Genomic DNA, 25,685 nt, shown 5'->3' on the forward strand with positions numbered 1-25,685 from the left:
CGCGTGCATCGCGCGGAGGGGGTGGGTCAGGTCCAGAAGGCGGGGTCTTCGATCTTCCAGGGGAGGGTCAGGCCGTAGATGGCCAGGTAGGCGACCACGCCCGCGGCCACCAGGAGGGTGGTGACGGTGCCGAGGATGAGGTTGCGGCGGCGTTGGCGGGGGTCGAAGGCTTTTTCCTTGGCGCGGTCGGCGGCGTCCTTGGCTCGGTGGAGGGCTCGCTGGGCCCAGGCGAACTCGGTGGCGAGGATGGCCAGGCCCACGACGATGCCGACCAGGCCGGGGCCCGGGGTGACCATCATGATGAGGCCGCCGATGAGGACGGCGGAGCCGGCGGTGAAGACGCCCGCTCGCCAGGCCGTGTTCAGGAGGGGGTTGCGCCGGAGGCGCTCGCGGAATCGGTGGCGACGGCCCGGCTCCTTGGGCCGGACTTCCTCTTCCTGTTCGATGGTCATTCTTTACCCCAAGCCAGTAGATCGGCCGCCCGGGACGTTACATTACCCCTCCGATCGCCCCAGTTGGGGGTGGCAGGGTGCTTGAAAGATCCGCTTTTGCGCAGGTCAGGCGTTGATTTTGCTAGGGTGAGATGGATCACAAACGCCGGGGACGCCGGAATGTTCGGCCGAGATCAGGCAGTTAGGCGTCATAGATCGCGGGGATGTCCGGGTAGAGGGAGCATCACCGCCCGCCCCCGCGAGGCAGCGGGACCGACGTCAGAAGGAATGGCCATGAACAGCAGTACCACCGTCTCAGCAGAGCTGGGCCTTCGTCTCGTCGTCCCTGACCGCACGACCGTGCCCCTGCTCGCCGGGCTGGAGTACGCGGCCGATGATCCGTACGCCATTCGGATGGCGTTCTACGTGGGCGACGACGAGCCGGTGGAGTGGATCTTCGCTCGGGAGCTCCTGACGGTCGGCATCGTGCGCAAGGTCGGGGAAGGGGACGTGGAGGTCTGGCCGGGCGCCGATGACGGCACCCTCCACATCGCGCTCTCGTCCCCGTTCGGCGACGCGCTCTTCGAGGTGCCGCTGGCGCCGCTCGCGGACTTCCTGCACCGCACCTACCAGGCCGTGCCCGCGGGCGAGGAGACCGAGTTCATCGACATCGACGGCGAGCTCGAGAATCTCCTCTGGCCGTCGTAGGTCACTCGGAGAGGCGGGCGATGTGGCGCATCTTGTTCATCGCGTCCAGGGCGGCGACCTTGTAGGACTCGGCCAGTGTGGGGTAGTTGAAGACCGCGTTGACCAGGTAGTCGACGGTGCCGCCGCAGCCCATGACGGTCTGGCCGATGTGGACGAGCTCGGTGGCGCCGGTGCCGAAGACGTGGACGCCGAGGAGGCGGCGGTCTTCGGGTGAGACGAGGAGTTTCAGCATCCCGTAGGAGTCCCCGATGATCTGGCCGCGGGCCAGTTCGCGGTAGCGGGAGACGCCCACCTCGAAGGGGACCTTGGCCTCGGTGAGGGCGTCCTCGGTGCGGCCGACGAAGCTGATCTCGGGGATCGTGTAGATGCCGATCGGCTGGGTCTCGTGGATCTCCGCGACGGGCTCGCCGCAGGCGTGGTGGGCGGCGAGGCGGCCCTGCTCCATGGACGTCGCCGCCAGGGACGGGAATCCGATCACGTCGCCGACGGCGTAGATGTGCGGTACCTCGGTGAGGTAGTCGCCGTCGACCTTGACCCGACCGCGGTCGTCGGCGGACAGGCCGGCGGCGTCGAGGCACAGGTCGCCGGTCATGCCGTGCCGGCCCGCGGAGTACATGACGGTGTCGGCGGGGATGCGCTTGCCGCTCTCCAGGACGGTGATCGCGCCCTTGGGCATCCGCTCGACGGACGCGACCGTCTCGCGGAACCGGAACGTGACGGCCAGGTCGCGCAGGTGGTACTTGAGCGCCTCGACGATCTCCAGGTCGCAGAAGTCCAGCATGCGCTCCCGGCGTTCGACGACGGTGACCTTGGTGCCGAGCGCGGCGAACATCGAGGCGTACTCGATGCCGATCACGCCGGCGCCGACGACGACCATGGTCTCCGGGATGCGGTCCATGTTGATGATGCCGTCGGAGTCGATGATCGTCCGGTCGTCGAAGTCGACGGTGTCGGGACGGGCCGGGCGGGTGCCGGTCGCGATCACGATGCGGTCGGCGGTGACCTTCTGCTCCCGGTCGCCGGCGCTGGTGATCCCGACGGTGTTGGGCTCCAGGAAGCGGCCCTTGCCGGGCAGGACGGCGACGCGGTTGCGGGCCAGCTGGCTGCGGACCGTGTCGATCTCGCGGCCGATGACGTGCTGGGTCCGCATGCCGAGGTCGGCGACCGTGATGTCCTCTTTGACCCGGTAGCTCTGGCCGTAGAGCTCGCGCTGGCTGAGGCCGGTGAGGTAGAGGACGGCCTCGCGGAGGGTCTTGGACGGGATCGTCCCCGTGTTGATGCAGAGGCCGCCGATCATGTCGCGGCGGTCGACGATGGCGACCTTGCGGCCCAGCTTGGCGGCGGCGATGGCCGCGCGCTGCCCGCCGGGGCCGGAGCCGAGAACGAGAAGATCGTAGTCATTCACGTCCCTCAGTCTGACGGCAGGCTGCCCGTCCCCATAAGTGACTTCGGCGGATAATTCGCTATTCATCCGCGATGCCCGGCGATCAGGCCCTCGGCGAGCGCGTCCAGCCCGGCCTTGACGCGGTCGAGCGCCATGCCCCGTTCGCGGCGCTGGTGGAGGAACAGGTTCGCGGCCAGGGGCGCGAGGAGTGCGTCGGCGAGGTAGGCGGCGTCGGCGTCCGGGCGGATGCGGCCGATGAGCATCGCCAGGTGCCGGTGGTAGAGGCCGTACGAGCCGTCCCGGAAGCGGGCCTCGGGCGGGTCGGATTCGGCCATGAGCAGCAGGTCCGCTTGGGCCTCGGTGCGGTCGGCCAGGGCGTGCAGGAAGGCCCGGAGCCGGTCGCCGGGGCCGGCGCCCGGGCCGAGGGGCGGCGGGCCCTGGATGAACGCGGCCTGGAACTCCCGCTCGCGGTCGTCGATCACGGCGAACACCAGCCTGGCCCGGTCGCCGAACCGCCGGTACACGGTGCCGACGCCGACTCCGGCGGCCCGCGCGACCTCGTCCATGGAGACGGCCTCGGGTCCGCGGGCGGAGATCATCTCGGCGGCGGCGCGGAGGATGCGGCGCCGGTTGTGCGCGGCGTCGGCGCGCTCGGCGGGCGGACGGCCCGCGACCGGCAGTTCCCGCATCCCGCCCCCTCTCGGCACGGCTCACCACAGTAGCGGAGTTGTATCCGGAGAACTCTCCGGTTAACCTCGGGCGTAAACGGAGAAGTTTCCGATTAAGGCTGGAGGCCGAGATGACGGTGAACCTGACAGGACGTGCGGAGCCGGCGGCGCCCGCGAGGCGCTCGGCGCTGGTCACGGGCGGCGGGCGGGGCATAGGGGCGGCGATCGCGCTGCGGCTCGCCCGGGACGGCGCCGACGTCGCGGTGACCTACGTGCGGGCCGCCGACCGGGCCGCCGAGGTCGTCCGCGGAATCGAGGCGGCCGGAGGACGCGGGCTGGCGATCGCCGCCGACGCCGCCGACCCCGTGGCCGTCGCCGCGGCCGTGGACCGGGCGGCGGCCGAGTTCGGGCGCCTCGACATCCTGGTCAGCAACGCCGGGATCGCGCCGTACGGGCCGCTTGAGGATGTGGAGATCGAGGAGGTGGACCGGACGCTGGCGATCCACGTCCGGGCGGCGTTCGTCGCGGCGCAGGCGGCGGCGCGCCATCTCGGTCCCGGCGGGCGCGTCGTCACCGTCGGCAGCAGCATCGCCGAGCGCGTCCCCTACCCGGGCTGGACGCTGTACGCGATGAGCAAGTCGGCGGTCACCGGGCTCACCCGGGGCCTGGCCCGCGATCTCGGACCGCGCGGGATCACCGCGAACGCGGTGCACCCGGGCTCGACCGACACCGAGATGAACCCCGCCGACTCCCCCGACGCGGAGTTCGAACGCGCGTTCACGGCGCTCGGCCGGTACGGACGCGCCGAGGAGGTCGCCGCCATGGTGGCGCATCTGGCGAGTCCTGAGGGCGGCTACGTCACCGGTGCCTCCATCGTGGTGGACGGCGGGTACACGGCCTGATGCCCTGGGTGTTCCTGCTGGTCGCCTCGCTGATGGAACTGGTGTGGGCGACCGCGCTGAAGCAGTCGGAGGGCTTCACGAGGCTCTGGCCCAGCGTCATCGGGCTGTCGGTGGCGCTGCTCAGCGTCGCCGTCCTGACCCTTTCCCTGCGCGACCTGCCGGTCGGCACGGCCTACGCGGTCTTCGTCGGGCTGGGAGCGCTCGGTGTCGCACTCACCGGGGTGGTCGCGTTCAACGAGAGCATGTCGCCTGCCCGGCTCCTCTTCCTTGCGCTCATCCTGATCGGCGTGGTCGGCCTCCAGATCATGGAGAGCTGACGCCGGGAGGAACGCGGTACGCCCCTCAGGGTTGGTGCAGAGTGGAGTCATGACCAAGGAGATGCTGGGGATCGACATCGGCGGGTCGGGGATCAAGGGGGCGCCGGTCGATCTTTCGGACGGGTCGTTCGTCCGGGAGCGGTTCCGGATCGACACGCCGCGGCCGCCGAAGCCCAAGCCCGTCGCGCAGGTCGTCGCCGAGATCGTCGAGCATTTCGCGTGGGAGGGCCCGGTCGGCGTCACCTACCCCGGGGTGGTGGTCGACGGCGTGGCCATGTCGGCGGCGAACGTCTCCAAGCACTGGATCGGGACGGACGCGGCGCGCCTGATGGCCGACGCGACCGGACGGAGCATCACGCTGCTCAACGACGCCGACGCCGCCGGGCTCGCCGAGATGCGCCTGGGCATGGGGCGCGGCCGGGACGGCACGGTCGTCCTGCTCACGCTCGGCACGGGCATCGGCAGCGCCCTGTTCACCGACGGGGTCCTCGTGCCGAACACCGAGTTCGGGCACATCGAGATCGACGGGAAGGACGCCGAGGTGCGCGCGTCGGCGAAGGCGCGCGACGAGGAGGGCCTGAGCTGGGAGAAGTGGGCCAAGCGCCTCAGCGTGTACATGGCGCGCCTGGAGGCGCTGATCTGCCCGTCCCTGTTCATCCTGAGCGGCGGGGTCAGCAAGCGGTCCGAGCACTTCATCCCGCTGATCAAGGGGGTGCGCGCGGAGATCGTCGCAGCACGGCTGGTGAACAACGCGGGGATCGTGGGCGCGGCGATGGCCGCCGCGGCCGCGCATCCGGCGGACCGCGCCGAGCCGGCTCCGCACGAGGTCCGCAAGGCGGGCGGCAAGAGGGGAGGCGGGGCCGCCGGCTAGCCCGCCCGCAGGCGGACGGTCGCGATCTCCCAGGGGCGGAGTGCGAGCGTGGCCGTCCCGTCGTGGACGTCGAGCGGCATGACGGGATTTCCGCGCAGGTCAACGCGGGCGGCCTCGGTGAACAGGCCGCGCAGGACGGCCGTGGCCGGTTCGTCCTGCTGGGCGACCATCCGGGTCTCGATCCAGCCGTCGCGGGCGCGCAGCGAGGTCATCGCCACGCCCTCGCCCGTGATCGCGACGCCTGCCCGCGGCGGTGGAACGGCCGCGGTGGCGTGCCCGTATCCGGCGCCGGCGAGGAACTCGTGCCGGAACGCCTCGGCGGCCCGGCCGACCTCGGTGCCGGGCCGCTCGCCGTCGTAGGGCATGACCGCCAGGCCGACGGTCCGCTCGCCGCGGCACTGGGCCTGCGGGGTCGCGAGCTGCGGCCCGGCGGGCTGGTCGCGGTAGGCGTTGCGGTCCCGGGACAGGTAGCCGATCGAGCGCAGCAGGGTGAGCGCCAGCTCACGCCCGCCGCCGATGACCTCGTACTCGGTGGCGTGCTCTAGCAGGACGGCGAGCCCGCCGGCCGCGACGAACCCGGACGCGGGGAACGTCGGGACCGGGCGCTCCCCGAACCCGCCCTCGGCCGTCAGCCCCCGCTCGGTGACCGCGAACTGCCCCTCCGCGAACGACGACGCGGCCTGGCGCGGCAGCGACAGATGGAGCCGGGTCCGGTGGTCCTCGCACCGGTTGTCGAACGTGACGCGCAGGCGCAGGAAGGGCTCTCCGGCGCGGAGTTCGGCGCGGGTGGTGACGGTCACGTCCTCCTCGGCCGACGAGCGGGCGTCGCCCTGCGCGTCTCCGGAGGCGGGCCACCGGTAGGTCCGGACGATGTCGTACGCGGCGACGAGCGGCCCCGCCCAGACGGGTTCGACGTCCACCGACAGGGGGTCGCCGACGAGCCGGTCATGGGCGGGCGGGGCGTGGTTGTAGGAGTCGCCGAGGTCTCCGCCGTCGACGATCCGCCCGACGCCCTCGACGATGTGGCCGGAGGCGGTGCGCAGGCCGAGCGTCCCGTCGTCGTGCACCCGGGCGCGAAGCAGGCCGTTGTCGAGGACGTTCCCGTCGGCCATGACCGGGGCGTCCGGCGCGCCGCCTGGTGAGGGCACGGGCCGGACGGTGGTCATGCCCAGCGCGGGGACGTCCACGAGCGCGGCGACGGTGCGGCGCGGGTCGGCGATGATCCGGACGCGCCACTCCCCGTCCGCCCCGCTCAGCGCCTCCCGCACGTCGCCGATGTCGAACGGGACGTCGGCGCGGGACGTCACGTGGAAGGTGAGCGTGCGCTCTTTCCGGGACACGGTCCAGTCGCGGATCTCCTGGCCGAACAGCACCCGCCCGTACACGCGCTCCAGCAGGATCGGCAGCCGGGAGGCCGGGTGGACGGCGTCGTCCAGCACGGTCGGCGCGATCTCCAGTGTCTGGACGGGGACCGGCCGCCCATCGCCCGCCACCAGGCCGGGTTCGCCGTCGGCCGGGACGTCCACCGTGATCAAGCCGGTCCGCGGGACGGGGCTCGGGTTGAACACGAGATGCGAACCGTGCGGCACCGAGGCGGCGCGTTCGGCGGTGACCAGGTCGCAGACGGCGCGCCCGAGCTGCTCGGCCTCGGCCATGCGGGCGGCGACCTGCTCGGCGGTCTCGTCGCTGCCGCAGCCGGTGACCGAGTCGTGGCAGCTCGCCTCGATCAGCCGCCCCCACGCCAGGTCGAGGAATCGCCGCGCGTCGCCCGCGTACCAGAGGGCCGCGAGCGGCTCGGCGTAGCGCTCGACGAGCCGCTCGGCGCGTCCCATCAGCTGCTTGAGCCGGATCCGGGCGGAGATCACGCCGGGCAGGATGTTGGCGCGGGCGTGCGACCGCAGCTCGCCGCGGACGCGCGGCAGGCCGTCCACGGACGGGTCCTGCCCCGCGAAGTAGCCGGCGAGGGTGTCCAGGCGCATGCCGGGCCCGGCCTCGGCGATCCGGTCGGCGAGGTCGGGGGCGGGCGCGGTGTGGTCGGCGCCGTACATGGCCAGGAGCGGCCCGCCGCGCGGATACCAGCGGCCCATCGACGCGGCGAACCCGGCGGCGCGCCCGGCCGGCGGCGACGCGCCGCCGGGGAGCTCCTCGAACATCGACGCGGCGTTGCCGTAGCCGCCCTCGGGGAGGTACTGGGTGCGGACCGCCGTCCCGTCCGGCGCCTCCCAGGCGAACGCGCTCACCCGGACCTCGGCGGGAACGCCCCGCCACACGCACGCGTGCTCGATCCCGGCGAGCTTGAGGATCTGGGGCGTCTGCGCGCAATGACCGAACTGGTCGGGCAGGTAGCCGACCATCATCGGCGCGCCGCCCAGTTCCTCCGCGCGCCGCATTCCGAGTTCCAGGTTCCGGACGATGTTCTCCCCCGAGCACAGGAACTCGTCGTGGAGGATCTGCCAGGGCCCGACGGCGAGCCGCCCCTCCCGGACGAGCGCGGCGACCCGTTCGCGCTGGTCGGGACGGACCTCCAGGTAGTCGTCGACCGCGGCCATCTGCCCGTCCAGGGTGAAGTGCCAGCGCGGGTCGGCCTCCATGCCGCCGATGACGCCGTCGAGCAGCGAGACGAGGCGGAGCCGGAAGCGCTGGAACGGCAGGTACCACTCGCGGTCCCAGTGGGTGTGGGGCACGACGACGATCTCCGGCGCCGCCGCCTGCCCCGGGTTCGTCCGCCCCGGGTTCGTCCGCCCCGTGTTCATCCGCCCCGTGTTCATCCGCACAGTGCGATCACCTCGTTCTCGTGGGTCTCAAGGCGATGCATTCCCACCCCGTCCACCGGTGTATGCACACGTTCGCCCCGAATCGCGACGCGCCTCCCGTCCGGCCGGACGAGCACGGTGCCGTCCGCCCCGACCGCGATCAGCTCCCCGTCCACACGCAGCAGGACGGGCGCAGAAGGCCCCGCGGAGATCGACGTCCGCCCGGCCGCGAGGGCGCCGAGGACGTCACCGTCCTCCGCCAGGACCCACGTGACCGGCTCGCCGAGGCCCTTGTACTGCTCCGGGTCGTGGAAGTCGCTGCCGCCGAGCGGGACGACGCCGCCGGGCCGCCACACGTCGGCCCAGGCCAGTGGGGCGCCCCAGCGCCGGTCCCACCAGGACGGATGCCAGATCTCGGCGAACCGGGGCCGGGCCTCCTCGGGCAGCGGGCGGCGCCACGCGCAGTCGCCGCTCAGCGGATGGTTGATCGACATCAGGCCGCCGCGCGCGTCGGCGAACGCGGCCCAGTCGGCGCTGGGACGCCGGAAGTCGACCCAGCCGGTGTCCCCGAAAACGTTGGCGTGACCGAGGTCGGTGGTGACCTCCTGTCCGGGCAGGAGGGCGACCCCCGCGTGCGCCCCGGCGGCGGGCAGTTCGGGATGGTGGCTGACGGTGTTGTGGTCGGTCACGGCGAGGAAGTCGAGACCGCGGGACGCGGCGAGGCACGCCAGCTCGTGGACGGTGAGCGTCCCGTCGCTGTGGACGGTGTGGGAGTGCAGGTCGCCGGCGAGCCAGCGCATCCCGGCCGGGGCGGGGAGGTCGCGGCGCGGCGGACGTTCCGGCCGGGGAGGCGGCGTTTCGTCCGGCGGCGAGGCCGGGGTCCCCGACGTGGTGACCGTCACCTCGTACGGGACGCCTTCGGGCGGTATCCGGTGCAGGCCGAGCCATACGTGCCATGTGCCCGGCTCCAGCTCCCCCGGCAGGTAGCCAGGGGTCGCCCAGTCGGCGCCCACCGTGTAGTGGCTCCGCGCTCCACCCGACCAACCTCGGAACCCGTGCGGTCCGTGGCAGCCCAGGTCGATGACACCGCCCTCGTAGGAAAGCTCCACCGTGGCCGATGCCGTGCCGGGCGGAACCTCGAAGGGCAGTTCGCGGAGCCCCTGTTCCAGGCGGTCCTCCAGGCTCCATCGCCCCCGATGCACCGTCATACGTGCCCCCGTCCCTGGTCGGGCTTCCCTGACCGGGCGGAGTCAGGGGTCCATGAGTTCGGCGGAACGGGCGGCGAACGCCTCCATCGCCTTGGCGGTGATCGGGCCGGGCGCCGCCGGGAGGACCGTCCCGTCGACGGCCCGGATCGGCTGGACGTCGCGCGTCGTGGACGTCAGGAACGCCTCGTCCGCCCGGTACAGGTCGTCCAGCGCGAGGTCCTCCTCCTCACCGCCGCACCATTCCAGCGTGAGCGCGCGCGTCACCCCGGCCAGGCAGCCGGACGACAGCGGCGGCGTCACGAGCCGCCCGCCCAGGACGACGAAGACGTTGCTCCCCGTCCCCTCGCACAGGCCGCCGGCCGTGTTGGCGAAGATCGCCTCACCGCCGCCGCGCTCCTTGGCATAGGCGAGGGCCAGTGCGTTCTCCGCGTACGACGTGGTCTTCAGGCCGGACAGCGCGCCCCGCTCGTTGCGCGGCCACGGCACGACCGTCACGTCCGCCGTCGCGGGGAACGGGTCCTGCGGCCCGACGATGACCGACACGGTCGGCCCGGCGTCGCCCCGGTTCGAGCCGAGCGGGCCGGGGCCGCTGGTGTAGGTGATGCGGATCCGCGCCAGCGGCCACTTCGGCGCCGCCGCCAGCACCTCCAGGGTGCCCTGGGCCAGGGCGTCGTGGTCGGGCTCGGGCAGGCCGAGGCCGGCCGCCGAGCGGGCCAGCCGCCGCAGGTGCCGGGTCAGCGCGAACGGCTCCCCGTTCTCCGCCTTCACCGTCTCGAAGATCCCGTCGCCGACGAGCATGCCGTGGTCGAAGACCGACACCACCGCCCGCTCGGGGTCGAGCAGTTCCCCGTTCAGCCAGATCCTGGCCTGCTCCGTCACCGGAAGCCACCTCCAAAGCCTGGGCCCTCACGGCGAGGGCGCCGCGCGTCCACCCCGGCCGACGGCCCCACAGTACGGCCCTCGGCGGACGGGTTCGAGTTCTTCCGGCACGTTCACGCCAGCACGCAGCCGAAGGAATCCGCGAGCCCTCTGTACCCCGCCTCGGTCACGCTCAACGCCCGCCGCGTGGTTCCCCGCTCGAACCAGCCCAGCTCGATCATCCGCCCCGTCAGCGCCGCTCCGAGCGCTCCGTTCAGATGCGGCCGCCGCTCGGTCCAGTCGAGGCATTCCCACGCGAACCGGCGCCGCTCCTTCCGCAGCTCCGCGAGATCGAGCCCGAGCGCCTCGAACCGCTCCTCTCCCTTGGGCGTCACCTCGCAGGCGCCCTGGCCGCCGGCCTCGATGAGCCCGCCGTCGACCAGGGCCGCGAACAGGGCCACCCCGGCCTCGCCGGCCAGATGGTCGTAGCAGGTCCGCGCCGCGTGCAGCCGCCGCGCGTCCCTCGACTGGCGCAGGCTCCGCACCTCGACCGGCGGGCTGATCCGCGACAGCGCCTCGATCACCTGCGCGACCTCACTCCCCCGCAGCCGGTAGTACCGGTGCCGCCCCTGCCGGACCACCGTGACGAGCCCGCCGTCCAGCAGCCGCCCGAGATGCGCGCTCGCCGTCTGCGCGCTCACGCCCGCGGCCCGCGCCAGCTCCCCCGCCGCGAGCGGCCGCCCGTCCAGCAGCGCCGTCAGCATCGCCGCCCGTGCCCGGTCGCCGAGCAGCGCCGCGACCGGCGCGAAGTCCACGTGGTCGGTGCGCATGCCCCGACTCTAGGCGACCCACACTTCGGCCTCCGGCGAAGCGTCCCGCCGCGCCTCACCGGAAACCCGGTTTGGGGAACCGCGCCGGACGCGCTAAGGTTTTCCTCGTCGCCGCAGGGCGCACGCGGAAGTGGCTCAGGGGTAGAGCATCACCTTGCCAAGGTGAGGGTCGCGGGTTCAAATCCCGTCTTCCGCTCTGAGGGGCCTTTCAGGCTATGACCCAGAAGGTCTCCTTCTGGTGGAGTGGCCGAGAGGCGAGGCAACGGCCTGCAAAGCCGTGTACACGGGTTCAAATCCCGTCTCCACCTCAACCCCGCACCTCCCCCGGAGGCCGCGGACGGGCGATTAGCTCAGTGGGAGAGCGCTACCTTGACACGGTAGAGGCCACTGGTTCAATCCCAGTATCGCCCACCACCATCTCCCCAGGTCATACACTATGTCCGGCTTGGGGATCCTGCATTTCCGGGCCTGTTGGGCGAACGGGAGCAGTGCCCGACCGTGCTCCCGGTGCACACCGGCGGGGGCGGGGGCGCGATCATGATGATCTCCTTCCGGACAGGTGAGGGCCGCGCCCCGGCGGGGGCGCTGGGGTCGGGGTCATCCACGCTCGCCCAGCTACCGGCGCTCAAGCTCTCGCACCGCCCGGCCGGCGCACGGTACGGCTATGGGCGACGGCTTGAGCGAGCGGGGGGTGGGTCTGAAATCGGTGCACGCAATCGTCGCTCGACTGTGGACGCCGTCGCCGTCGGCCGGGATTGTGGGATCATCGCCTTTCACAATTCCCTTGTCAAAAGGTAGAGATAGTATGGCCGCACGCGAGGTGCCCCGTAGACGGATGCTGGCCGCGGGAGCGGGCGGAGCGCTCGCGGCGGCCCTGCCCACCCGGCCGGCGGCCGCCGCGCAGCGGCCCGGACCGAACATCCTGTGGCTGGTGAGCGAGGACAACAACCCCTTCATCGGCGCCTATGGGGACCGGCTGGCGCGGACCCCCACGCTCGATCGCCTCGCCCGCGAGGGAGTGCGGTACGACAACTCCTTCTCCAGCGCGCCGGTCTGCGCCCCGTCCCGGTTCGCGATCCTCACCGGCGTCCCTCCAGAGAGCTGTGGTCCCGCCGAGCACATGCGGGCCGAGGGCAAGATCCCCGCGTTCCTGCGGGGGTTCCCCGAGTACCTGCGCGAGGCGGGCTACTTCTGCACCAACAACAGCAAGACCGACTACAACGCACCGTTCGACCCGGCGCAGGTGTGGGACCAGTCCGGCATCTTCGCGCACTGGCGGTGGCGGCCGAAGGGCAGGCCCTTCTTCTCGGTGTTCAACTACATGACCACGCACGAGAACGGACTGTTCCACGCGGGCGCCGGTAGGACCCGACCCGAGGACGTCCGGGTACCGGCCTATCTGCCGGACACTCCGCGCATCCGCACCGACAGAGCCCGTTACTACGACCTCATGGCGAGGATGGACGGCGAAGTCGCCGCGCGCCTGGCGGAACTGGAACGGGACGGGCTCGCCGAGGACACGATCGTCTTCTACTACTCCGACAACGGCGGCGTGCTGCCGCGCAGCAAGCGCTATTGCTACGACAGCGGCTTGCGCACCGCCCTGATCGTCCGATTCCCCCGAAGATGGGCACACCTGGCGCCTGCGGCGCCCGGATCGGTCATCGATTCGCCCGTGACCTCTCTGGACCTGGCACCCACAGTGCTATCGCTGGCCGGCCTGAGAGTGCCTGACCACATGTCCGGCGCTCCTTTGACCGGCCGGCGCCGGCCGGCAACGGCGTTCGGCGTCCGCAACCGCATGGACGAGCGGTACGACATGGTGCGCACCGTCCGGGACGAGCGCTACCGCTACATCCGCAACTACAGTCCGCACCGCCCGTACGGTCAGCACCTGGCGTACGCCTGGCAGCAGAAGGGCTACCAGGACTGGGAGAAGGCGCACGTCGAGGGCACTCTGACCGAGGTGCAGGAGCGGTTCTGGCGGACCAAGCCCGCTGAAGAGCTCTATGACCTGCGCTCCGATCCCGATGAGGTGCACGACCTGACGGGCGACCCCGGCCACCGCGCCGTCCTTGAGCGCTTGCGGACAGCCCTGGACGACCACCTCCTCCAGGTCAACGACAACGGCTTCATCCCCGAGGGCTCGCCGCTGGAGGGCTACGACCAGAGCCGTGCGCCAGGCGCCTATCCCCTGCGCCGCGTTCTTCGCCTGGCCGCGGTCGCCATCCAGCGCGATCCCGCCCGGATCGCCCTGCTCACCCGTGACCTGGACGACGGCAACGAGGTGATCCGCTATTGGGCCGCCTCCGGCCTGCTCATGCTCGAGAGCGGCGCGGCTCCGGCCGTGGGAAGGCTGGCCGACCGGCTGGAGGCCGAACCGTCCGTGCGGGTGCGCATCGTGCTGGCGGAGGCGCTGGCCCGCTTGGGACGCACCGACCCCGCAGTGCCCTTCCTGGCCGGCACCTTGGGCGACCACCGCGACCCGAGAGTACGGCTGCAGGCCGTCAACGCCCTGACCTACATCGGCAAGGCCGCCAGGCCCGCCCTGCCCGCGATCTCCCGCGCGACGCTGTCGAGCGATGAATACGTGCGCAACGCCGCGCGCTATCTGTGGCTCGTACTGACCGGCATCTATCGTCCCGGCACACCGGTCTACCTGCCCTTCTAAGCCGTCCGGCCAGAACAGGGGCAGCGCGGAGGCGGTTCTTGCGGCCATTCGGCCTCGTCCGCATCGAGATGTAGGGGTGGAGCATGAGTCGTTCCAGCGGCCGGGCTTGCTGCGCCGCGTCACGGGACTCGAACGGGACGCCACCGGTGGCGCCCTCGCCGGTCCTCCCGTCCGGGCGCGACCGCGGCCCGGGTCCCCGGCCGCCCGGCACCAAAGGCATGATCCGCCTGCCCGGCGGCACGTTCCGGATGGGCAACGAGGACGAGACCGCCAACCCAGGGGACGGTGAGGGCCCGGTCCGCGAGGTCGCCGTCGGCCCTTTCCTGATCGACGCGCATGCGGTGACCACCGCGCGGTTCGCCGCGTTCGTCAAGGCCACCGGGTACGTCACCGAGGCCGAACGGTTCGGCTGGTCCTACGTCTTCGCCGGTGCCCTGCCGCCGCAGATCGCGCGAACCAGCCCCGCACCGGCCGGGACTCCATGGTGGAGGGCCGTCGAAGGCGCCTGCTGGCGTGCACCTGAAGGTCCCGGCAGCACGGTCGACGGCAGGCGGCGGCACCCGGTCGTCCACGTCTCCTGGAACGACGCCGCCGCCTACGCCGGCTGGGCGGGGCGCAGGCTCCCCACCGAAGCGGAATGGGAGTACGCAGCACGCGGAGGCCTGGATCAGGCCCGCTACCCGTGGGGCGACGACCTGACACCACGTGGCCATTGGCGGTGCAACATCTGGCAGGGCGAGTTCCCCCGATACGACACCGCCGAGGACGGACGCGCCGGAACGGCACCCGTCGACGCCTACCGGCCCAACGCCTTCGGCCTCTACAACACCGTCGGCAACGTCTGGGAATGGGCACAGAACTGGTGGTCCGAAGGACAGTCCCGAGTGATGCGCGGCGGCTCGTACCTCTGCCACGACTCCTACTGCAACCGCTACCGCGTCGCGGCACGCACCTCCAACACCCCCGAATCCTCCAGTGGCAACATCGGTTTCCGCTGCGCCGCCGGCTGAAGGGCGGCCGGTGCGCGATGGCGCCGCGGACCAGCGCATTCGGCTCCAGGGGCCGGAGCCGTCCTGCGGCTTCGTCATGGCACGAGGCGCGACCCCCGTGCGGTTGGACACTCGATGACGTAGGGATCAGATCCGTTCCATGGGGACAGCCAGAGCGTCCACCGATTGAACTCCGCGCGGACAAGGCATGAGCGACTGCCCACCTCGATCCTGTTGCCGCCGGCGAAACGCATCACCTCCGGCGACTCGTTCTCTCCGCCGTACCAGACGGTGGTCGACTGCGCGAACGCCCCCCGCCCCGTTCGGAGCCGCACTCTCTGCTCTGGGTCCATCGACAGCCCGGGGAATCCGACTTCGCTTGTCAACTCGAACCGCCCGTCCGGGGACGAGACCGTTTTGGTCACCCGCCAGTGCGGGTTGAACATGTAACCCGTGCAGAAGACCCACAGGGCGAGAACGCTCGTCACGCACACGGCTGCGCCGACCGTGAGCCACCTCACGTGCCTGCTCCGGGATGTCACCCAGAGAAACCACGTCCCGAACACGATCGTCGCCATGAGAAGCCCCACGGCCACCCACCGGCCGTGAACCCATCGCATCGGGTTCACGCCTATCACCACGGCCAGCAGGAATGCGCCCGCCGTCAACGACGCCATCACCGATCGCCTCGTGCAGAACCTGCCCATGGAACATACAGACGCCATCAGATCGACCGGGGTTCCGGGACATGGGGATAATGACGGTGATCGGCTTCAGTCCAGAGTGGTGCGGTCTCGTAGCGCAGCCTCGATCTTCCCGCCGGTGGGCCTGATTGCGGAGCGCCCTATGACCACCCCGGAAGTACGAGCAACGCCTGCGCGCCGAGGCGGCACAGGAGACCCGGCGCCGCATCCTCGACGCGGTCTACGACCAGCTTCGGGCCACGCCGTCCAGGCCGGTCAGCAGTGACCGGATCGCGCAGGCGGCGAAGGTCGCGCGCCCCACCGTGTACCTGGTCTTCGGTTCGCGTGCCGGCCTGTTCGACGCCGTCGGGGCGGATCTGCTGCACCGCGGCGGGTTCGAGTCCATGATCGAGAAGTCGGACCGTCCCGACGCTCGCGAAGGCCTGCGGGGCGGCATCCGCGGCGTGGTCGAGATGTACGCCGCACACCGGGACGTGCTTCGCGTGCTGCACTCCATGGCGCTCCTCGACTCCGCCGCCGTCGGCGGGGCGGTCGAACGGCTCGAACGGGGCCGTGCGGCCGGCATGGCGCATATGACCGAGCGCCTGGACGAGCAGGGCCTGCTGCGCCCGGACACCACCGTCGACCGGGCCGCCGACGTGCTGTGGCTGCTGACCGGCTTCGACAGCTTCGACCTGCTGTACACCGGTCGCAGGAGCACGCCGAGAGCTGCGACGGCGACATCGTCGTGGTCCGCCGGCAGCAGGAGGCCCTCCGGCGAGAGATCGTCGCCGCCATGATCGACGACGAGGCCACCGTAAAGGTGCCAGCGATCGGCTGACGCGGAGGGGCATCGTGTCAAGGAGGTCCAGCGACGCCCGCAAGTCCGTTCCGCGGTCGTGCTCGAACCCGTGCAGCGCCGTGACCGGGGGTCGCGTTTACGGGACGTCAGCTGCCTCGGACGTGGCGGAGGGAGGGGTGAAGGTGCAGGGCAGGCGCTTGTAGCCGTTGATGAAGCCGGACTCCAGCCGGTCCGGCTCTCCCGCGGTGATGTCGGGCAGGCGGGTGAGGACTTCGCGGAGCATCACGGTGATCTCCCGCCGCGCAAGGTTGGCGCCCAGGCAGAAGTGCGGGCCCGGACCTCCGAAGCCGACGTGCGGGTTCGGCGAGCGCGTGATGTCGAAACGGTCGGGATCGTCGAAGACCGTCTCGTCGCGGTTGGCGGACCAGTAGAACAGCGTCACCCTCTCGCCCTTGCGGAAGGTGTGGCCGTTCATCTCGTGGTCGCGGGTGAGGTTGCGGCGCATGAAGATGACCGGGCTGCTGTACCGCACGATCTCCTCCACGGCCCCCGCGATGCGCCCGTCGAAGTCGGCCAGCAGCAGCTCGCGCTGCTCGGGGTGCTCGGTGAGGAGTTTCAGGCCGTGCGCGATCGCGTTGCGCGTGGTCTCGTTCCCGGCCACCACCAGGAGCAGGAAGAACGTGGCGAACTCGCGGGGGGTCAGCCGTTCGCCGTCGATGTTGGCGTTCACCAGGGCCGAGGTCAGGTCGGCGCCGGGGGCGTCCCGGCGCTCCTTGCCGAGCCGGGCCGCCAGGCGGTGCAGCCGCCAGCCCGCCGAGGCGATGGTGCCCAGCATGCGGAGCGTGGCGAGCCGTCCCAGCTCCGGGACGCCGTCGCGGTACTCCACGGTGGCACCCACGTACTCCGGGTCGCTGTAGCCCACGATGATGTTGGTCCACTCCACCACCTGGCGGTGCTGCCGTGCGGGGATGCCCAGCATGTCGCAGATGACCTCGACCGGCAGCCGGACCGCGACCTGGGAGACGAAGTCGCCGCCTCCGGCCTCGATCAGCTCGTCCACGATCCGGGCGGCCCGCCGCGCGATGTCGTCCTCGGCCTTGGCGAGCATCTTGGGGCTGAACGCCCGGGACACGATGCGGCGGATCTTGGCGTGCCGCGGGTCGTCCATGTCGATCATCGAGTTGAAGTACTTGTCCATCCAGCGGGGCATGTCGGCCGGGCTGGTGGCGCTGGGCTCGCTGCTGAACACCTCCGGGTTGCGGCTGGCCTCGACCACGTCGGCGTGATGGACCAGCGCCCAGGAGCCCGGACTCCGCTTCAGGAAGGGCAGCTTGGGAAGGGTGAAGAACGACGGGGACGACTGGGCGCGCAGCAGCGCGAACGCCCGTGCCCGTTCCTCCAGCGGCCGGCTCCAGAACCGCAGGTCGCTCAGGTCGATGTCGGCCAGTGCCGGTTTCGGGGGGTTCTCCGTGGCCATCGAACCATCACTCTCCCGTCGTACGGCGCGACCAGCCATCTGGTGATCGCGCACACCAGAAATCATTCTGGTGTGTACCGTCTCCAGATTTGCGCGCCGCGTCAAGGGGTGCGGCACAATCGGGCTGTGACGTCCCAACGCCCTCGCGCGCGCCCCTACCGCGGCGTTCCCGCCGACCAGCGCCGCGCCCATCGCCGCGCCGCGCTGATGGAGGCCGGGCTCCAGAGGCTGGGCACCGAGGGATGGGCGGCCACGACCGTGCGGAAGGTGTCCGCCGAGGCGGGGCTGAACGACCGCTACTTCTACGAGAGCTTCGCCGACCGGGACACCCTGCTTCTGGCGATCATCGATGACCAGATCGCCCAGGGCACGTCCGTGATCATTTCCGCCGCGGGCGAGGCCCCGCGCGAGCCGCAGGCCCGCACCCGCGCGGTGGTGACCGCCGTCCTCGACTTCCTGACCGAGGATCCGCGCCGTGCCCGGATCCTCACCCACGAGTTCCCCGCCTCCCCCTTGCTCCAGCGGCGGCGGATCGAGATCGTCCGGACGCTGGCCGCCATCTTCGCGGCCCAGGCCCATGAGACCCTGGACCAGGCGCTCCTTCCGGAGACCGACCTCGAGATGACCGGCCTGACCCTCACCGCCGGTCTGTGGGAACTGTTCACCACGTGGTTCCGAGGCGACCTGGCCATCGATCGCGGCCACCTGGTCGACTACACCGTCGCCCTGATCCTGGCCACCGCCGACCTGGCCGCTCCCCTCCAGCACCGGCTCCGCTGACGTCCCCCGGCCGGTCGCTCACCGGGGGACGTGCGGCCCACGACATGTCAGGTCGCCGCGCCGGTGCCCTTCTCCGGCTCGGTCTCCTTGGCGGCGGCGAGGGCGGCGTCGCGTTTGGCGCCCGGGTCCCAGCCGGTCTGGACGAAGCGCTTCTGCACCCAGATCGCGAGGGACATCAGGGCGACGACCACCGCCAGGAGCAGGAGCAGGCCGAGGACGGGGCCGCCCTTGACCGCGTATCCGGCGACGATGCCGAACCAGCCGAAGTCGGCGTCCCCGAACGTGGTGTTGGCCTCGCCGAACGAGCCGAGGACGTCCAGGAGCAGCGCGGGCAGGAACGTGATGATCACGCCGTTGACGAACGCCCCCAGGACGGCGCCGCGCCGCCCGCCGGTGGCGTTGCCGAACACGCCGGCCGCGCCGCCGGTGAAGAAGTGCGGCACCAGCCCCGGGAGGATCAGCGCCATGCCCAGCCAGGGCTCGAAGATCCAGGCGATCAGCCCGAGGCTCACCAGGCCGCCGACGAAGCTGGACAGGAAGCCCACCAGGACGGCGTTCTGCGCGAACGGGAAGACGATCGGGGCGTCCAGCGCGGGGACGGCGCCGGGGACGACCCGCTCGGCGATGCCCTGGAAGGCGGGCACCAGCTCGCCCAGGATCGTCCGCACGCCGAACAGGATCACGGCGACGGCGATGCCGAACTGCAGGCCCTGCATGACCGCCTGCATGAGGTAGTCGCCGACGTCGGCCGACGGGGTCTCGAACGCGGCGAACGCCTCCTTCTGTCCCGAGGAGACGAGGAACAGCACCGCCATCACCACGTAGATGACGACCATCGAGAGCGCGGTGGCGACCATCGAGTCGCGCAGGAAGCGCAGCCCCTCGGGGATCTTCATCTCCTCGGTGCTGCGGCTGCGGCGCCCGACGAGCTGGCCGGTGGCGCCGGCCGCGATGTAGCCGAGGGTGCCGAAGTGGCCGATCGCGATCTTCCCGTCACCGCCGACCCGGCGGGTCCAGGGCTGCGCGAGCGCCGGCATGACGACCAGCATCGTCCCCAGCAGGACCGTTCCAACCAGCACGACCTCGAAGGTGGGCATGTCGGTCACGGCCAGCACCATGGTCAGCAGCGTGGCCATGAACAGCATGTGGTGCCCGGTCAGGAACACGTAGCGCAGCGGGGTGAGCCGGGCCAGCACCAGGCTGAGCACGAAGCCCAGGATCATGATCCACGCCACCTGGGCGCCGAACCGCTCCTGGGCGATGCCGACGATCGCCTCGTTGGTGGGGACGACGCCCTGCGCCCCGGTGGAGCCCTGGATCATCGCGCCGAGCGGGTCGAGCGACGCGACGACCAGGGTGGCGCCCGCGCCGATGAGCAGGAAGCCGAGGGCGGCCTTGAGCCCGCCGCCGATCACCTGCCCGGCCGACCGGCGCAGCGCCATTAGGCCGACCGCGGTGATGATGCCGACCAGGTAGGCGGGGACGCTGAGGATCTCGTTGACGACGAACTCGGCAACGGTGACGAGCCAGTCCATGGGGGTGCCCTCCAGGCGTTCAGCCGCGCGCCTGGAGCGTCGCGGAGAGCTTGCCGGTGATCTCGTCCACGTCGACGAAGCTGTCGACGACCACGACGTCCGCCGGGACGTCGCCGAGCTCCTCGGCCAGCTCGGACGAGGTGAGGACCACGTCGGCGGTGACGGCGGCGCCGCGGGCGCTTCCGATGTCGGCGACCTCGACCTCGCCGTCGACGCCGAGGCGTTCGAGCGCCTTCTCGGCGTTCATCTTGAGGATGATGCTGGTGCCGATGCCCATGCCGCAGACCGCGAGCAGCTTCATTGCGTGCTTCCTTCGTACTCGGAGATGATCCGCCGGATCCCGGCGGCCGACGTCGCCTCGTGCAGCGCCCGCATGCGGTCCGCGTCGGCCAGCATGCGGGCGAGCCGGGCCAGTGCGCCCGAATGCGCGTCGTGGTCGACCGCGGCCAGGCCGATCACCAGCCGTACCGGGTCGTTGGCCTTGCTGCCGAACTCCACGGGGGCGGCCAGCCCCGCCCAGGACAGGCCCGTGCGGAGCACGGACGGCGAGGGGCGCGAGTGCGCCAGCGCCAGGCCCGGGGCCAGGACGATGTAGGGGCCGTGCTCGACGACGGTCTGGATCATCTCGTCGCCGTAGGCGGGGGTCGCCGCTCCCGTGGCCACCAGCAGGTCGCCGGCCGCGCGGATCGCCGCCCGCCAGTCGCCGGCCGCGACGCCGACCGCGACGGCCTCCTCGGGCAGGGCGTCGAGCAGGGAGATCTCACCTGGGTTCGCTGTCATCGCCGGTTCCTCACGGCCCGATTGAACATCCCATAGCCGACTTTTGTCTACAGTGCCTCTGAAGTCTGAACGTTTGCAGGCAAAAGCCTCGGACGGCGAACGGGTCCCTGGTCAGCCCAGGGCGGCGCTGATCCGGTCCGCGTCGTACAGCCACTCGTGCACCAGCAGCGCCGCGCCGATCGTGCCGGCACGGGCCCCGAGCGTGGTCGGGACGATCTGCAGGTCGCGCGAGGCCAGGACCTGCGACCGCTCGTACACCACCTCGCGGATGCCCGCCAGCAGCGGCTCGCGCGCCTCGGCGAGGTTGCCGCCGATGACGATGAGGGACGGGTTGAACAGCCCGACCACGTCGGCCAGCGCCTCCCCGACCAGCCGTCCCGCCTGCCGGACGAGCCGGATGGTCTCGTGGTCGCCGCGCCGCGCCAGCCGGGCGATGTCCTGGCTGGTCCGCACGTCGTAGCCGCGCTCCACGAGCGCGCGGCGGATCGCCCAGCCGCCCGCCGTCGCCTCCAGGCACCCGCTGTTGCCGCAGCGGCACGGCTCGTCGGTGCCCCGCCGCAGGTGGCCCAGGTCCCCGGCGGCGCCCTGCGCGCCCCGGTAGACCTCGCCGCCGACGATCAGCGCGGCACCGATCCCCATGCCGATCTTGACCACCACCACGTCGCGGCGGCCGTGGCCGCCCGCCCGCTGCTCGCCCAGGGCCATGATGTTGACGTCCCGGTCGGCGACGGCGGCCGGCACCGGGGCGCCGGGACCGGCGAGGCCGGCGAGGTCGCGCGCCAGCCGTTCGGGGACCGGGACGCCGTCCCATCCGGGCATGATCGGCGGGCTGACCAGGCGCCCGGTGGCGGAGTCCACCGGACCGGGCACCCCGGCGCCGATGCCGTGCACGTCGGCGGGGGCGCGGCCGATCCGGTCGAGCAGGCGGGCGAACGCGTCGCGCACCCAGCCCAGGACCGCGTCCGGGCCGTCGGCGACGTCGAGGTCGGCCTCGTCCTCGGCCAGGACCTCCGCGCCCAGGTCGGTGACGGCGACGCGGGTGTGCCCGCCGCCGATGTCGGCGCCGAGCAGCACCCCCGCTCCGCAGTTGAAGGCGAACGTCTCCGCGGGACGGCCCCCGCTGGAGCCCGCGTCACCGGCGGGCACGATCAGCCCCTCCTCCAGCAGCGCGTCCAGGCGCTGCGCCACGGTCGACCGCGCGAAGCCGGACAGCCGCACGAGGTCGGCGCGGGTGCTGGCCCTGCCGGTGCGGATGAGCGTGAGCAACGTGCCGGCGCCGGCTCGCGGCGCCACCGTTCCTTTGTCCGTCACTGATCCAGGATACTTTTGTCTATCAAGGGGCAAAAGTTTGTCCAATGGCGGCCATAAGGGAGGCGCGAGCGCGGGATGACGGACCTCGATCGGAAGGCCATCGACGTGGCGCGGGTGCTGGCGCTCGACGTCGTGGAAGCCAAGGGCAACGGCCACGCGGGCACCGCGATGGCGCTGGCGCCCGTGGCGCACCTGCTGTTCCAGGAACTGATGCGGCACGATCCCGCCGATCCGGGCTGGCGCGGGCGGGACCGGTTCGTGCTGTCGGCGGGTCACGCGAGCCTCCTGCTCTACACCCAGCTCTACCTGACCGGCTACGGGCTCACCCTCGACGATCTGCGCCGCACCCGCGCGTTCGGCTCCCGCACGCCGGGCCATCCGGAGTACGGGCACACCCCCGGCGTGGAGATGACGACGGGGCCGCTCGGGCAGGGCGTCGCCACCGCGGCCGGCATGGCGATGGCGCTGCGCCACGAACGCGCCCTGCTCGACCCGGACGCGCCGGACTCGCCCTTCGCCCGTACGGTCTGGTGCGTGGCCGGCGACGGCGACCTCCAGGAAGGCGTCAGCGCGGAGGCGTCGTCCCTGGCCGGGACACTGGGCCTCGGCGAACTCGTCCTGGTCTACGACGACAACGGGATCAGCATCGACGGGCCGACCTCCCTGTCGTTCACCGAGGACGTCCCCGCGCGTTACCGCGCCTACGGCTGGCACGTCCAGACGGTGGAGGACGGCGAGGACCTCGGCGCGCTCCGCGCCGCGCTGGCCGCGGCCCGGGACGAGCGCGACCGGCCGTCCCTGGTGGCCGTGCGCACCGTGATCGGCGCGCCCGCGCCGGGTCGCGGGGGGACCGCCGCCGCGCACGCGGGCCCCTTCGGCGCGGACGAGACGGCCGAGGTGAAGCGGCTGCTCGGCATGGACCCGCACGCGTCGTTCGCCGTGCCGGAGCCGGTCCTCGACCACACACGCGCCGCGCTGCGGCGCGGCGCCCGCATGCACGACGACTGGGACAAGGCGCACGGCGCCTGGCGAACGGCCCATCCCGGCCTCGCCGACCTGGACGAGCGCCTGGCCACGGGCACGCTCCCGCCGGACTGGGCCGCCGCCCTGCCCGGCCTCGGCGGCACCGCCGGGCCGACCCGCGCGGCGAACGGCGCGGTGCTGGAGGCACTCACCGGGCGCCTGCCGCAGGTCTGGGGCGGCTCGGCCGACCTGTCGTCCTCGACCAACGTCGCCTTCCCCGGCCGCCGCCCGTTCACCGCGGACGACCCGGCCGGGACGTCACTGCACTTCGGCGTCCGCGAGCACGCCATGGCCGCCATCGTGAGCGGTATCGCCCTGCACGGCGGCTTCCGCCCGTTCGCGACCACCTACCTGGCGTTCTCCGACTACCTGCGCCCGGCCCTGCGGCTGGGCGCCCTGATGCGGCTGCCCGTCACGTTCGCGTTCACCCACGACTCGGTGTCGGTCGGCGAGGACGGCCCGACCCACCAGCCGGTGGAGCAGTTGCAAGGGCTGCGCGGCATCCCCGGCGTGGACGTCGTCCGTCCCGCCGACGCCGCCGAGACCGCGGCGGCCTGGCGACGCGTCCTGGAGCGCGCCCGCGGCCCGGTGGCGTTCGCCCTCGGGCGCCATTCCGTCCCGGCCCTCGACGTGGCCGGCCGCGACCCGGACGGCGACGTCGCGCGCGGCGGCTACGTCCTGGCCGACTCCCCACCGCCGGCCGTGGTGCTCGTCGCGACGGGCTCGGAGGTCTCGCTCGCCCTGGAGGCCCGCGAGCGCCTTGCACGGGACGGCATCGCCGCGCGGGTGGTGTCGATGCCGTGCGTGGAGTGGTTCGAGGAGGAGGACGAGGCGTACCGCGACCTCGTCCTGCCCCCGGACGTGACCGCCCGCGTGACCGTCGAGGCGGGCACCGCCCAGGGCTGGTGGCGCTACCTCGGCACGCACGGCGAACCCGTCTCGGTCGAAGGCTTCGGCCTCTCCGGTCCCGGTGACCGCGTCCTCGCCGAAATGGGCATCACCGTCGAGGCCGTCGTCGCCGCGGCCCGCCGCTCCCTGGAGCGCTCCGCCCGCACCGCGCCGTAGCCGCTCCGCCCCGGCGGGGAGGAAGGCTCCGCCGGTGCGGAGCGGCCGGCGCGATCCTGCGCGTCGCCGGCGGCGCACAGGACCGCGCCGCTCCTGCGGGTCAGCCGGCGGGGTCCGCGGCGACGCTCGATCCGAACGCCGATCCGGCTGGGACGCCGCCGTCGCCCGCGAACCAGTTGTCCGCGACCACGGCCGTGCCGAACAGGGCCCGCCAAGGCGTCGCGTGGGCGGCGCCCTTGCCCTCGTGACCGGGGGCCCCGGCCACGATGCTCGCCGCGCCGGGCCCGAAGGCCAGCGCCGCGCCGAAGCGGGCCTTGGCCCGCGGCACGTCGCCGAAGCCGTCGGTCTGCTGGCTGACGACCCCGTCCACGCGGGGGTCGGACCCGACCTGGACGCCGTGGACCCGGCCCGAGTCGGCCAGGTCGCCCAGGTCCTCACCGGGCGAGCCGATCGCCACCGACACCTCCGGGCCCGGCGCCGACGCCGACTCGATCACGCCCGCCGCCACGCTCGTGCCGAACCCGTCGCCGTCCTCGCTGGCGCCCGGGACCCCGGCCGTGCCCTGGTGCACCGCCAGCACCTCGGTGGCCTGCCGGCCGTCGTAGCCGAGGACGGTCACCATCCCGGCGTCCGCCGCGTCGCCGAGGTCCTCGCCGGGCGCCCCGGCCGCCACGCGCACCGGCAGCGCGGGAACCCAGGCCGCCGCGACGCTCGCACCGAACCGGTCGCCGGGCTCGGACGCGCCGCTCACGCCGGCGGAGTCCTGCCCGAGGCCCGTCTCCTCGATCGCCACGACCGGGTCCTCGACGATGTGGACCATCCCGGCGTCCTTCTTGTCGGCGACGTCCTCGCCGGGCGCGCCGATCACCGCGGTCGGCTTGTCGAAATCACCGGCCGCCAGCGACGCGCCGAACCGGTCGCCGGACTCCACGGTGCCGTCGAAGTCCTGCTTGTCCTGGTTCAGCTCCGTGACACCGCCGACCTGGCCGCCGCTGATCGACACGACGTGGACGGCGCCCGCGTCCACCTTGGCCTCGCCGTCTCCGAGGTCCTCGCCGGGCGCGCCGACCAGCACCGTGCCGCGCATCGCGGCCACGGCCGATCCGTAGCCGTCGCCCGCCTCGGACCGGTCGGGCACCCCGCCGGCGCCCTGCCGCAGGACGATCGGCGCGGGCTGCCCGTCGTTCCCGGGACCGAAGACCACGTGCACCGCCCCGGCGCCCTCGTCCTCGCCGGGCGCGCCGATGACGAGATCCGCGGCGCCGTTGCGGTCCACGTCGGCCACGGCGACCGATGCGCCGAACAGGTCCCCGGCCTCGGGCTCGTCGGCGACGCCCGCCGTCCCCTGCCGCAGCGTCAGCCACCGGTCACCGCACCGCACCTGGACGGCCCCTGCCCTCGTCCGCCCGTCGACGACCGCGGCGGGATCGCCCGCCGCCGCCCGGAACTCGCAACTCTCGTCCGCTCCGGCGATGCCGGCCGGCACGGGTGCGATCAGCACACCCGCCGCCACTACTCCCACGATTTTTCGACGTCTGGTCATCTACGCCTCTCCTGCGGGGGACTGCCGGTGAAGCTCGCTTTCCAAGGTGGGACGCCCGATGACCTTGAACGGATTACGCGATCCTCCCCCGACCCC

General features: G+C 72.4%; 22 protein-coding genes, 3 tRNA genes and 2 pseudogenes. 13 read left to right on the top strand and 14 right to left on the bottom strand.

All coding sequences use genetic code 11. From position 1 onward, the window contains the following. Nucleotides 1-26 precede the first annotated feature (26 nt). Nucleotides 27-452 (bottom strand): TIGR02611 family protein, encoded by a 426-nt coding sequence (locus E1281_RS17330; protein WP_131879415.1) that lies wholly within the window; start codon nt 450-452, stop codon nt 27-29. Between the two features lie 273 nt (nt 453-725). Here E1281_RS17330 and E1281_RS17335 point away from each other — a divergent pair, with 273 nt between their 5' ends. Continuing rightward, nucleotides 726-1,139, top strand: a complete 414-nt coding sequence (locus E1281_RS17335; protein WP_131879417.1) for an SsgA family sporulation/cell division regulator — start codon at nt 726-728, stop codon at nt 1,137-1,139. Between the two features lies 1 nt (nt 1,140). On the opposite strand, the gene sthA is transcribed toward E1281_RS17335, so the two are convergent. Both sthA and E1281_RS17345 read right to left on the bottom strand, forming a co-directional pair. Beyond that, a complete protein-coding gene (gene sthA / locus E1281_RS17340; protein ID WP_131879419.1) occupies nt 1,141-2,544 on the bottom strand; it encodes a Si-specific NAD(P)(+) transhydrogenase in 1,404 nt (467 codons plus the stop codon). A gap of 62 nt (nt 2,545-2,606) precedes the next feature. After that, nucleotides 2,607-3,212, bottom strand: a complete 606-nt coding sequence (locus E1281_RS17345; protein ID WP_131879421.1) for a TetR/AcrR family transcriptional regulator — start codon at nt 3,210-3,212, stop codon at nt 2,607-2,609. A 110-nt stretch (nt 3,213-3,322) separates the two neighbouring features. Here E1281_RS17345 and E1281_RS17350 point away from each other — a divergent pair, with 110 nt between their 5' ends. From E1281_RS17350 to ppgK, 3 genes are read left to right on the top strand one after another with little or no spacing between them, the layout of a single operon-like run. Beyond that, nucleotides 3,323-4,093: an SDR family oxidoreductase gene (locus E1281_RS17350; RefSeq protein WP_131879423.1), complete on the top strand. Its 771-nt coding sequence runs from the start codon at nt 3,323-3,325 to the stop codon at nt 4,091-4,093. Next, the gene (locus E1281_RS17355) at nt 4,093-4,410 is read left to right on the top strand and encodes a multidrug efflux SMR transporter (RefSeq protein WP_131879425.1); all 318 of its coding nucleotides are present in this window, start codon (nt 4,093-4,095) and stop codon (nt 4,408-4,410) included. The genes E1281_RS17350 and E1281_RS17355 overlap by 1 nt, the downstream gene beginning before the upstream one ends. Nucleotides 4,411-4,459: 49 nt before the next feature. Beyond that, complete coding sequence (gene ppgK, locus E1281_RS17360) at nt 4,460-5,281, top strand: polyphosphate--glucose phosphotransferase (protein WP_207943324.1); 822 nt, start codon at nt 4,460-4,462, stop codon at nt 5,279-5,281. Here ppgK and E1281_RS17365 read toward each other — a convergent pair. The 4 genes from E1281_RS17365 to E1281_RS17380 form a co-directional block, all read right to left on the bottom strand. Next, complete coding sequence (locus E1281_RS17365) at nt 5,278-8,049, bottom strand: alpha-mannosidase (RefSeq protein ID WP_243717055.1); 2,772 nt, start codon at nt 8,047-8,049, stop codon at nt 5,278-5,280. The genes ppgK and E1281_RS17365 overlap by 4 nt on opposite strands. Then, nucleotides 8,046-9,242, bottom strand: a complete 1,197-nt coding sequence (locus E1281_RS17370) for a CehA/McbA family metallohydrolase (protein WP_131879427.1) — start codon at nt 9,240-9,242, stop codon at nt 8,046-8,048. The genes E1281_RS17365 and E1281_RS17370 overlap by 4 nt, the downstream gene beginning before the upstream one ends. Before the next feature lie 42 nt (nt 9,243-9,284). Then, nucleotides 9,285-10,121 (bottom strand): aminotransferase class IV, encoded by an 837-nt coding sequence (locus tag E1281_RS17375; RefSeq protein WP_243717053.1) that lies wholly within the window; start codon nt 10,119-10,121, stop codon nt 9,285-9,287. Nucleotides 10,122-10,234: 113 nt separating this feature from the next. Next, the gene (locus E1281_RS17380) at nt 10,235-10,930 is read right to left on the bottom strand and encodes a winged helix-turn-helix domain-containing protein (RefSeq protein WP_131879429.1); all 696 of its coding nucleotides are present in this window, start codon (nt 10,928-10,930) and stop codon (nt 10,235-10,237) included. Between the two features lie 124 nt (nt 10,931-11,054). Here E1281_RS17380 and E1281_RS17385 point away from each other — a divergent pair. The 5 genes from E1281_RS17385 to E1281_RS17405 all read left to right on the top strand — a co-directional run bounded on the left by E1281_RS17385 (nt 11,055) and on the right by E1281_RS17405 (nt 14,611). Then, nucleotides 11,055-11,126, top strand: a tRNA-Gly gene (locus tag E1281_RS17385). A 41-nt stretch (nt 11,127-11,167) separates the two neighbouring features. After that, a tRNA-Cys gene (locus E1281_RS17390) sits at nt 11,168-11,238 on the top strand. A 31-nt stretch (nt 11,239-11,269) separates the two neighbouring features. Continuing rightward, a tRNA-Val gene (locus tag E1281_RS17395) sits at nt 11,270-11,344 on the top strand. Between the two features lie 391 nt (nt 11,345-11,735). Continuing rightward, the gene (locus tag E1281_RS17400; protein ID WP_207943325.1) at nt 11,736-13,601 is read left to right on the top strand and encodes a sulfatase-like hydrolase/transferase; all 1,866 of its coding nucleotides are present in this window, start codon (nt 11,736-11,738) and stop codon (nt 13,599-13,601) included. A 146-nt stretch (nt 13,602-13,747) separates the two neighbouring features. Further along, entirely contained in the window at nt 13,748-14,611 is an 864-nt protein-coding gene (locus E1281_RS17405; protein WP_347813289.1) for a formylglycine-generating enzyme family protein, read from the top strand. A gap of 74 nt (nt 14,612-14,685) precedes the next feature. On the opposite strand, the gene E1281_RS17410 is transcribed toward E1281_RS17405, so the two are convergent. Next, on the bottom strand, nt 14,686-15,267 hold the full coding sequence (locus E1281_RS17410; protein ID WP_131879433.1) for a hypothetical protein: 582 nt from the start codon (nt 15,265-15,267) through the stop codon (nt 14,686-14,688). 233 nt (nt 15,268-15,500) lie between these two features. Here E1281_RS17410 and E1281_RS42585 point away from each other — a divergent pair. Further along, nucleotides 15,501-15,629 (top strand): annotated as a pseudogene (locus tag E1281_RS42585) (TetR family transcriptional regulator); the annotation flags it as partial. Between the two features lie 377 nt (nt 15,630-16,006). Then, nucleotides 16,007-16,099: pseudogene (locus tag E1281_RS41920) on the top strand (S24 family peptidase); the annotation flags it as partial. A gap of 112 nt (nt 16,100-16,211) precedes the next feature. Here the strand turns inward: E1281_RS41920 and E1281_RS17425 are convergent. Then, nucleotides 16,212-17,552 carry a cytochrome P450 gene (locus E1281_RS17425; RefSeq protein ID WP_131879437.1) on the bottom strand — a complete coding sequence of 447 codons (1,341 nt, stop codon included), beginning with the start codon at nt 17,550-17,552 and terminating at the stop codon, nt 16,212-16,214. A gap of 126 nt (nt 17,553-17,678) precedes the next feature. On the opposite strand from E1281_RS17425, the gene E1281_RS17430 reads away from it, so the two are divergent. After that, on the top strand, nt 17,679-18,332 hold the full coding sequence (locus tag E1281_RS17430) for a TetR/AcrR family transcriptional regulator (RefSeq protein ID WP_131879439.1): 654 nt from the start codon (nt 17,679-17,681) through the stop codon (nt 18,330-18,332). 47 nt (nt 18,333-18,379) lie between these two features. Here the strand turns inward: E1281_RS17430 and E1281_RS17435 are convergent, their stop codons facing one another. The 4 genes from E1281_RS17435 to E1281_RS17450 all read right to left on the bottom strand — a co-directional run bounded on the left by E1281_RS17435 (nt 18,380) and on the right by E1281_RS17450 (nt 21,958). Continuing rightward, complete coding sequence (locus tag E1281_RS17435; RefSeq protein ID WP_131879441.1) at nt 18,380-19,867, bottom strand: PTS ascorbate transporter subunit IIC; 1,488 nt, start codon at nt 19,865-19,867, stop codon at nt 18,380-18,382. Nucleotides 19,868-19,886: 19 nt separating this feature from the next. Next, nucleotides 19,887-20,168 carry a PTS sugar transporter subunit IIB gene (locus E1281_RS17440; protein WP_131879443.1) on the bottom strand — a complete coding sequence of 94 codons (282 nt, stop codon included), beginning with the start codon at nt 20,166-20,168 and terminating at the stop codon, nt 19,887-19,889. Next, the gene (locus E1281_RS17445; RefSeq protein ID WP_131879445.1) at nt 20,165-20,647 is read right to left on the bottom strand and encodes a PTS sugar transporter subunit IIA; all 483 of its coding nucleotides are present in this window, start codon (nt 20,645-20,647) and stop codon (nt 20,165-20,167) included. Before E1281_RS17445 ends, E1281_RS17440 begins: the two co-directional genes overlap by 4 nt. A gap of 111 nt (nt 20,648-20,758) precedes the next feature. Then, nucleotides 20,759-21,958 (bottom strand): ROK family protein, encoded by a 1,200-nt coding sequence (locus tag E1281_RS17450; protein WP_131879447.1) that lies wholly within the window; start codon nt 21,956-21,958, stop codon nt 20,759-20,761. Nucleotides 21,959-22,033: 75 nt separating this feature from the next. Between E1281_RS17450 and tkt the strand changes: the two genes are divergently transcribed. Beyond that, complete coding sequence (tkt, locus tag E1281_RS17455; RefSeq protein ID WP_131879449.1) at nt 22,034-24,046, top strand: transketolase; 2,013 nt, start codon at nt 22,034-22,036, stop codon at nt 24,044-24,046. Nucleotides 24,047-24,146: 100 nt separating this feature from the next. Here tkt and E1281_RS17460 read toward each other — a convergent pair whose 3' ends face one another. Then, nucleotides 24,147-25,589: an FG-GAP repeat protein gene (locus tag E1281_RS17460; protein WP_131879451.1), complete on the bottom strand. Its 1,443-nt coding sequence runs from the start codon at nt 25,587-25,589 to the stop codon at nt 24,147-24,149. Between the last annotated feature and the right edge of the window lie 96 nt (nt 25,590-25,685).

This window comes from Actinomadura sp. KC345, assembly GCF_004348515.1.
Lineage (GTDB): Bacteria > Actinomycetota > Actinomycetes > Streptosporangiales > Streptosporangiaceae > Spirillospora.

Coding starts and splice junctions, on each gene's coding strand:
- E1281_RS17330 (WP_131879415.1), bottom strand. CDS start 452: ATGACCATCGAACAGGAAGAGGAAGTCCGGCCCAAGGAGCCGGGCCGT.
- E1281_RS17335 (WP_131879417.1), top strand. CDS start 726: ATGAACAGCAGTACCACCGTCTCAGCAGAGCTGGGCCTTCGTCTCGTC.
- E1281_RS17345 (WP_131879421.1), bottom strand. CDS start 3,212: ATGCGGGAACTGCCGGTCGCGGGCCGTCCGCCCGCCGAGCGCGCCGAC.
- E1281_RS17350 (WP_131879423.1), top strand. CDS start 3,323: ATGACGGTGAACCTGACAGGACGTGCGGAGCCGGCGGCGCCCGCGAGG.
- E1281_RS17355 (WP_131879425.1), top strand. CDS start 4,093: ATGCCCTGGGTGTTCCTGCTGGTCGCCTCGCTGATGGAACTGGTGTGG.
- ppgK (WP_207943324.1), top strand. CDS start 4,460: ATGACCAAGGAGATGCTGGGGATCGACATCGGCGGGTCGGGGATCAAG.
- E1281_RS17365 (WP_243717055.1), bottom strand. CDS start 8,049: ATGAACACGGGGCGGATGAACACGGGGCGGACGAACCCGGGGCGGACG.
- E1281_RS17370 (WP_131879427.1), bottom strand. CDS start 9,242: ATGACGGTGCATCGGGGGCGATGGAGCCTGGAGGACCGCCTGGAACAG.
- E1281_RS17380 (WP_131879429.1), bottom strand. CDS start 10,930: ATGCGCACCGACCACGTGGACTTCGCGCCGGTCGCGGCGCTGCTCGGC.
- E1281_RS17400 (WP_207943325.1), top strand. CDS start 11,736: ATGGCCGCACGCGAGGTGCCCCGTAGACGGATGCTGGCCGCGGGAGCG.
- E1281_RS17410 (WP_131879433.1), bottom strand. CDS start 15,267: ATGGCGTCGTTGACGGCGGGCGCATTCCTGCTGGCCGTGGTGATAGGC.
- E1281_RS17425 (WP_131879437.1), bottom strand. CDS start 17,552: ATGGCCACGGAGAACCCCCCGAAACCGGCACTGGCCGACATCGACCTG.
- E1281_RS17435 (WP_131879441.1), bottom strand. CDS start 19,867: ATGGACTGGCTCGTCACCGTTGCCGAGTTCGTCGTCAACGAGATCCTC.
- E1281_RS17440 (WP_131879443.1), bottom strand. CDS start 20,168: ATGAAGCTGCTCGCGGTCTGCGGCATGGGCATCGGCACCAGCATCATC.
- E1281_RS17445 (WP_131879445.1), bottom strand. CDS start 20,647: ATGACAGCGAACCCAGGTGAGATCTCCCTGCTCGACGCCCTGCCCGAG.
- tkt (WP_131879449.1), top strand. CDS start 22,034: ATGACGGACCTCGATCGGAAGGCCATCGACGTGGCGCGGGTGCTGGCG.
- E1281_RS17460 (WP_131879451.1), bottom strand. CDS start 25,589: ATGACCAGACGTCGAAAAATCGTGGGAGTAGTGGCGGCGGGTGTGCTG.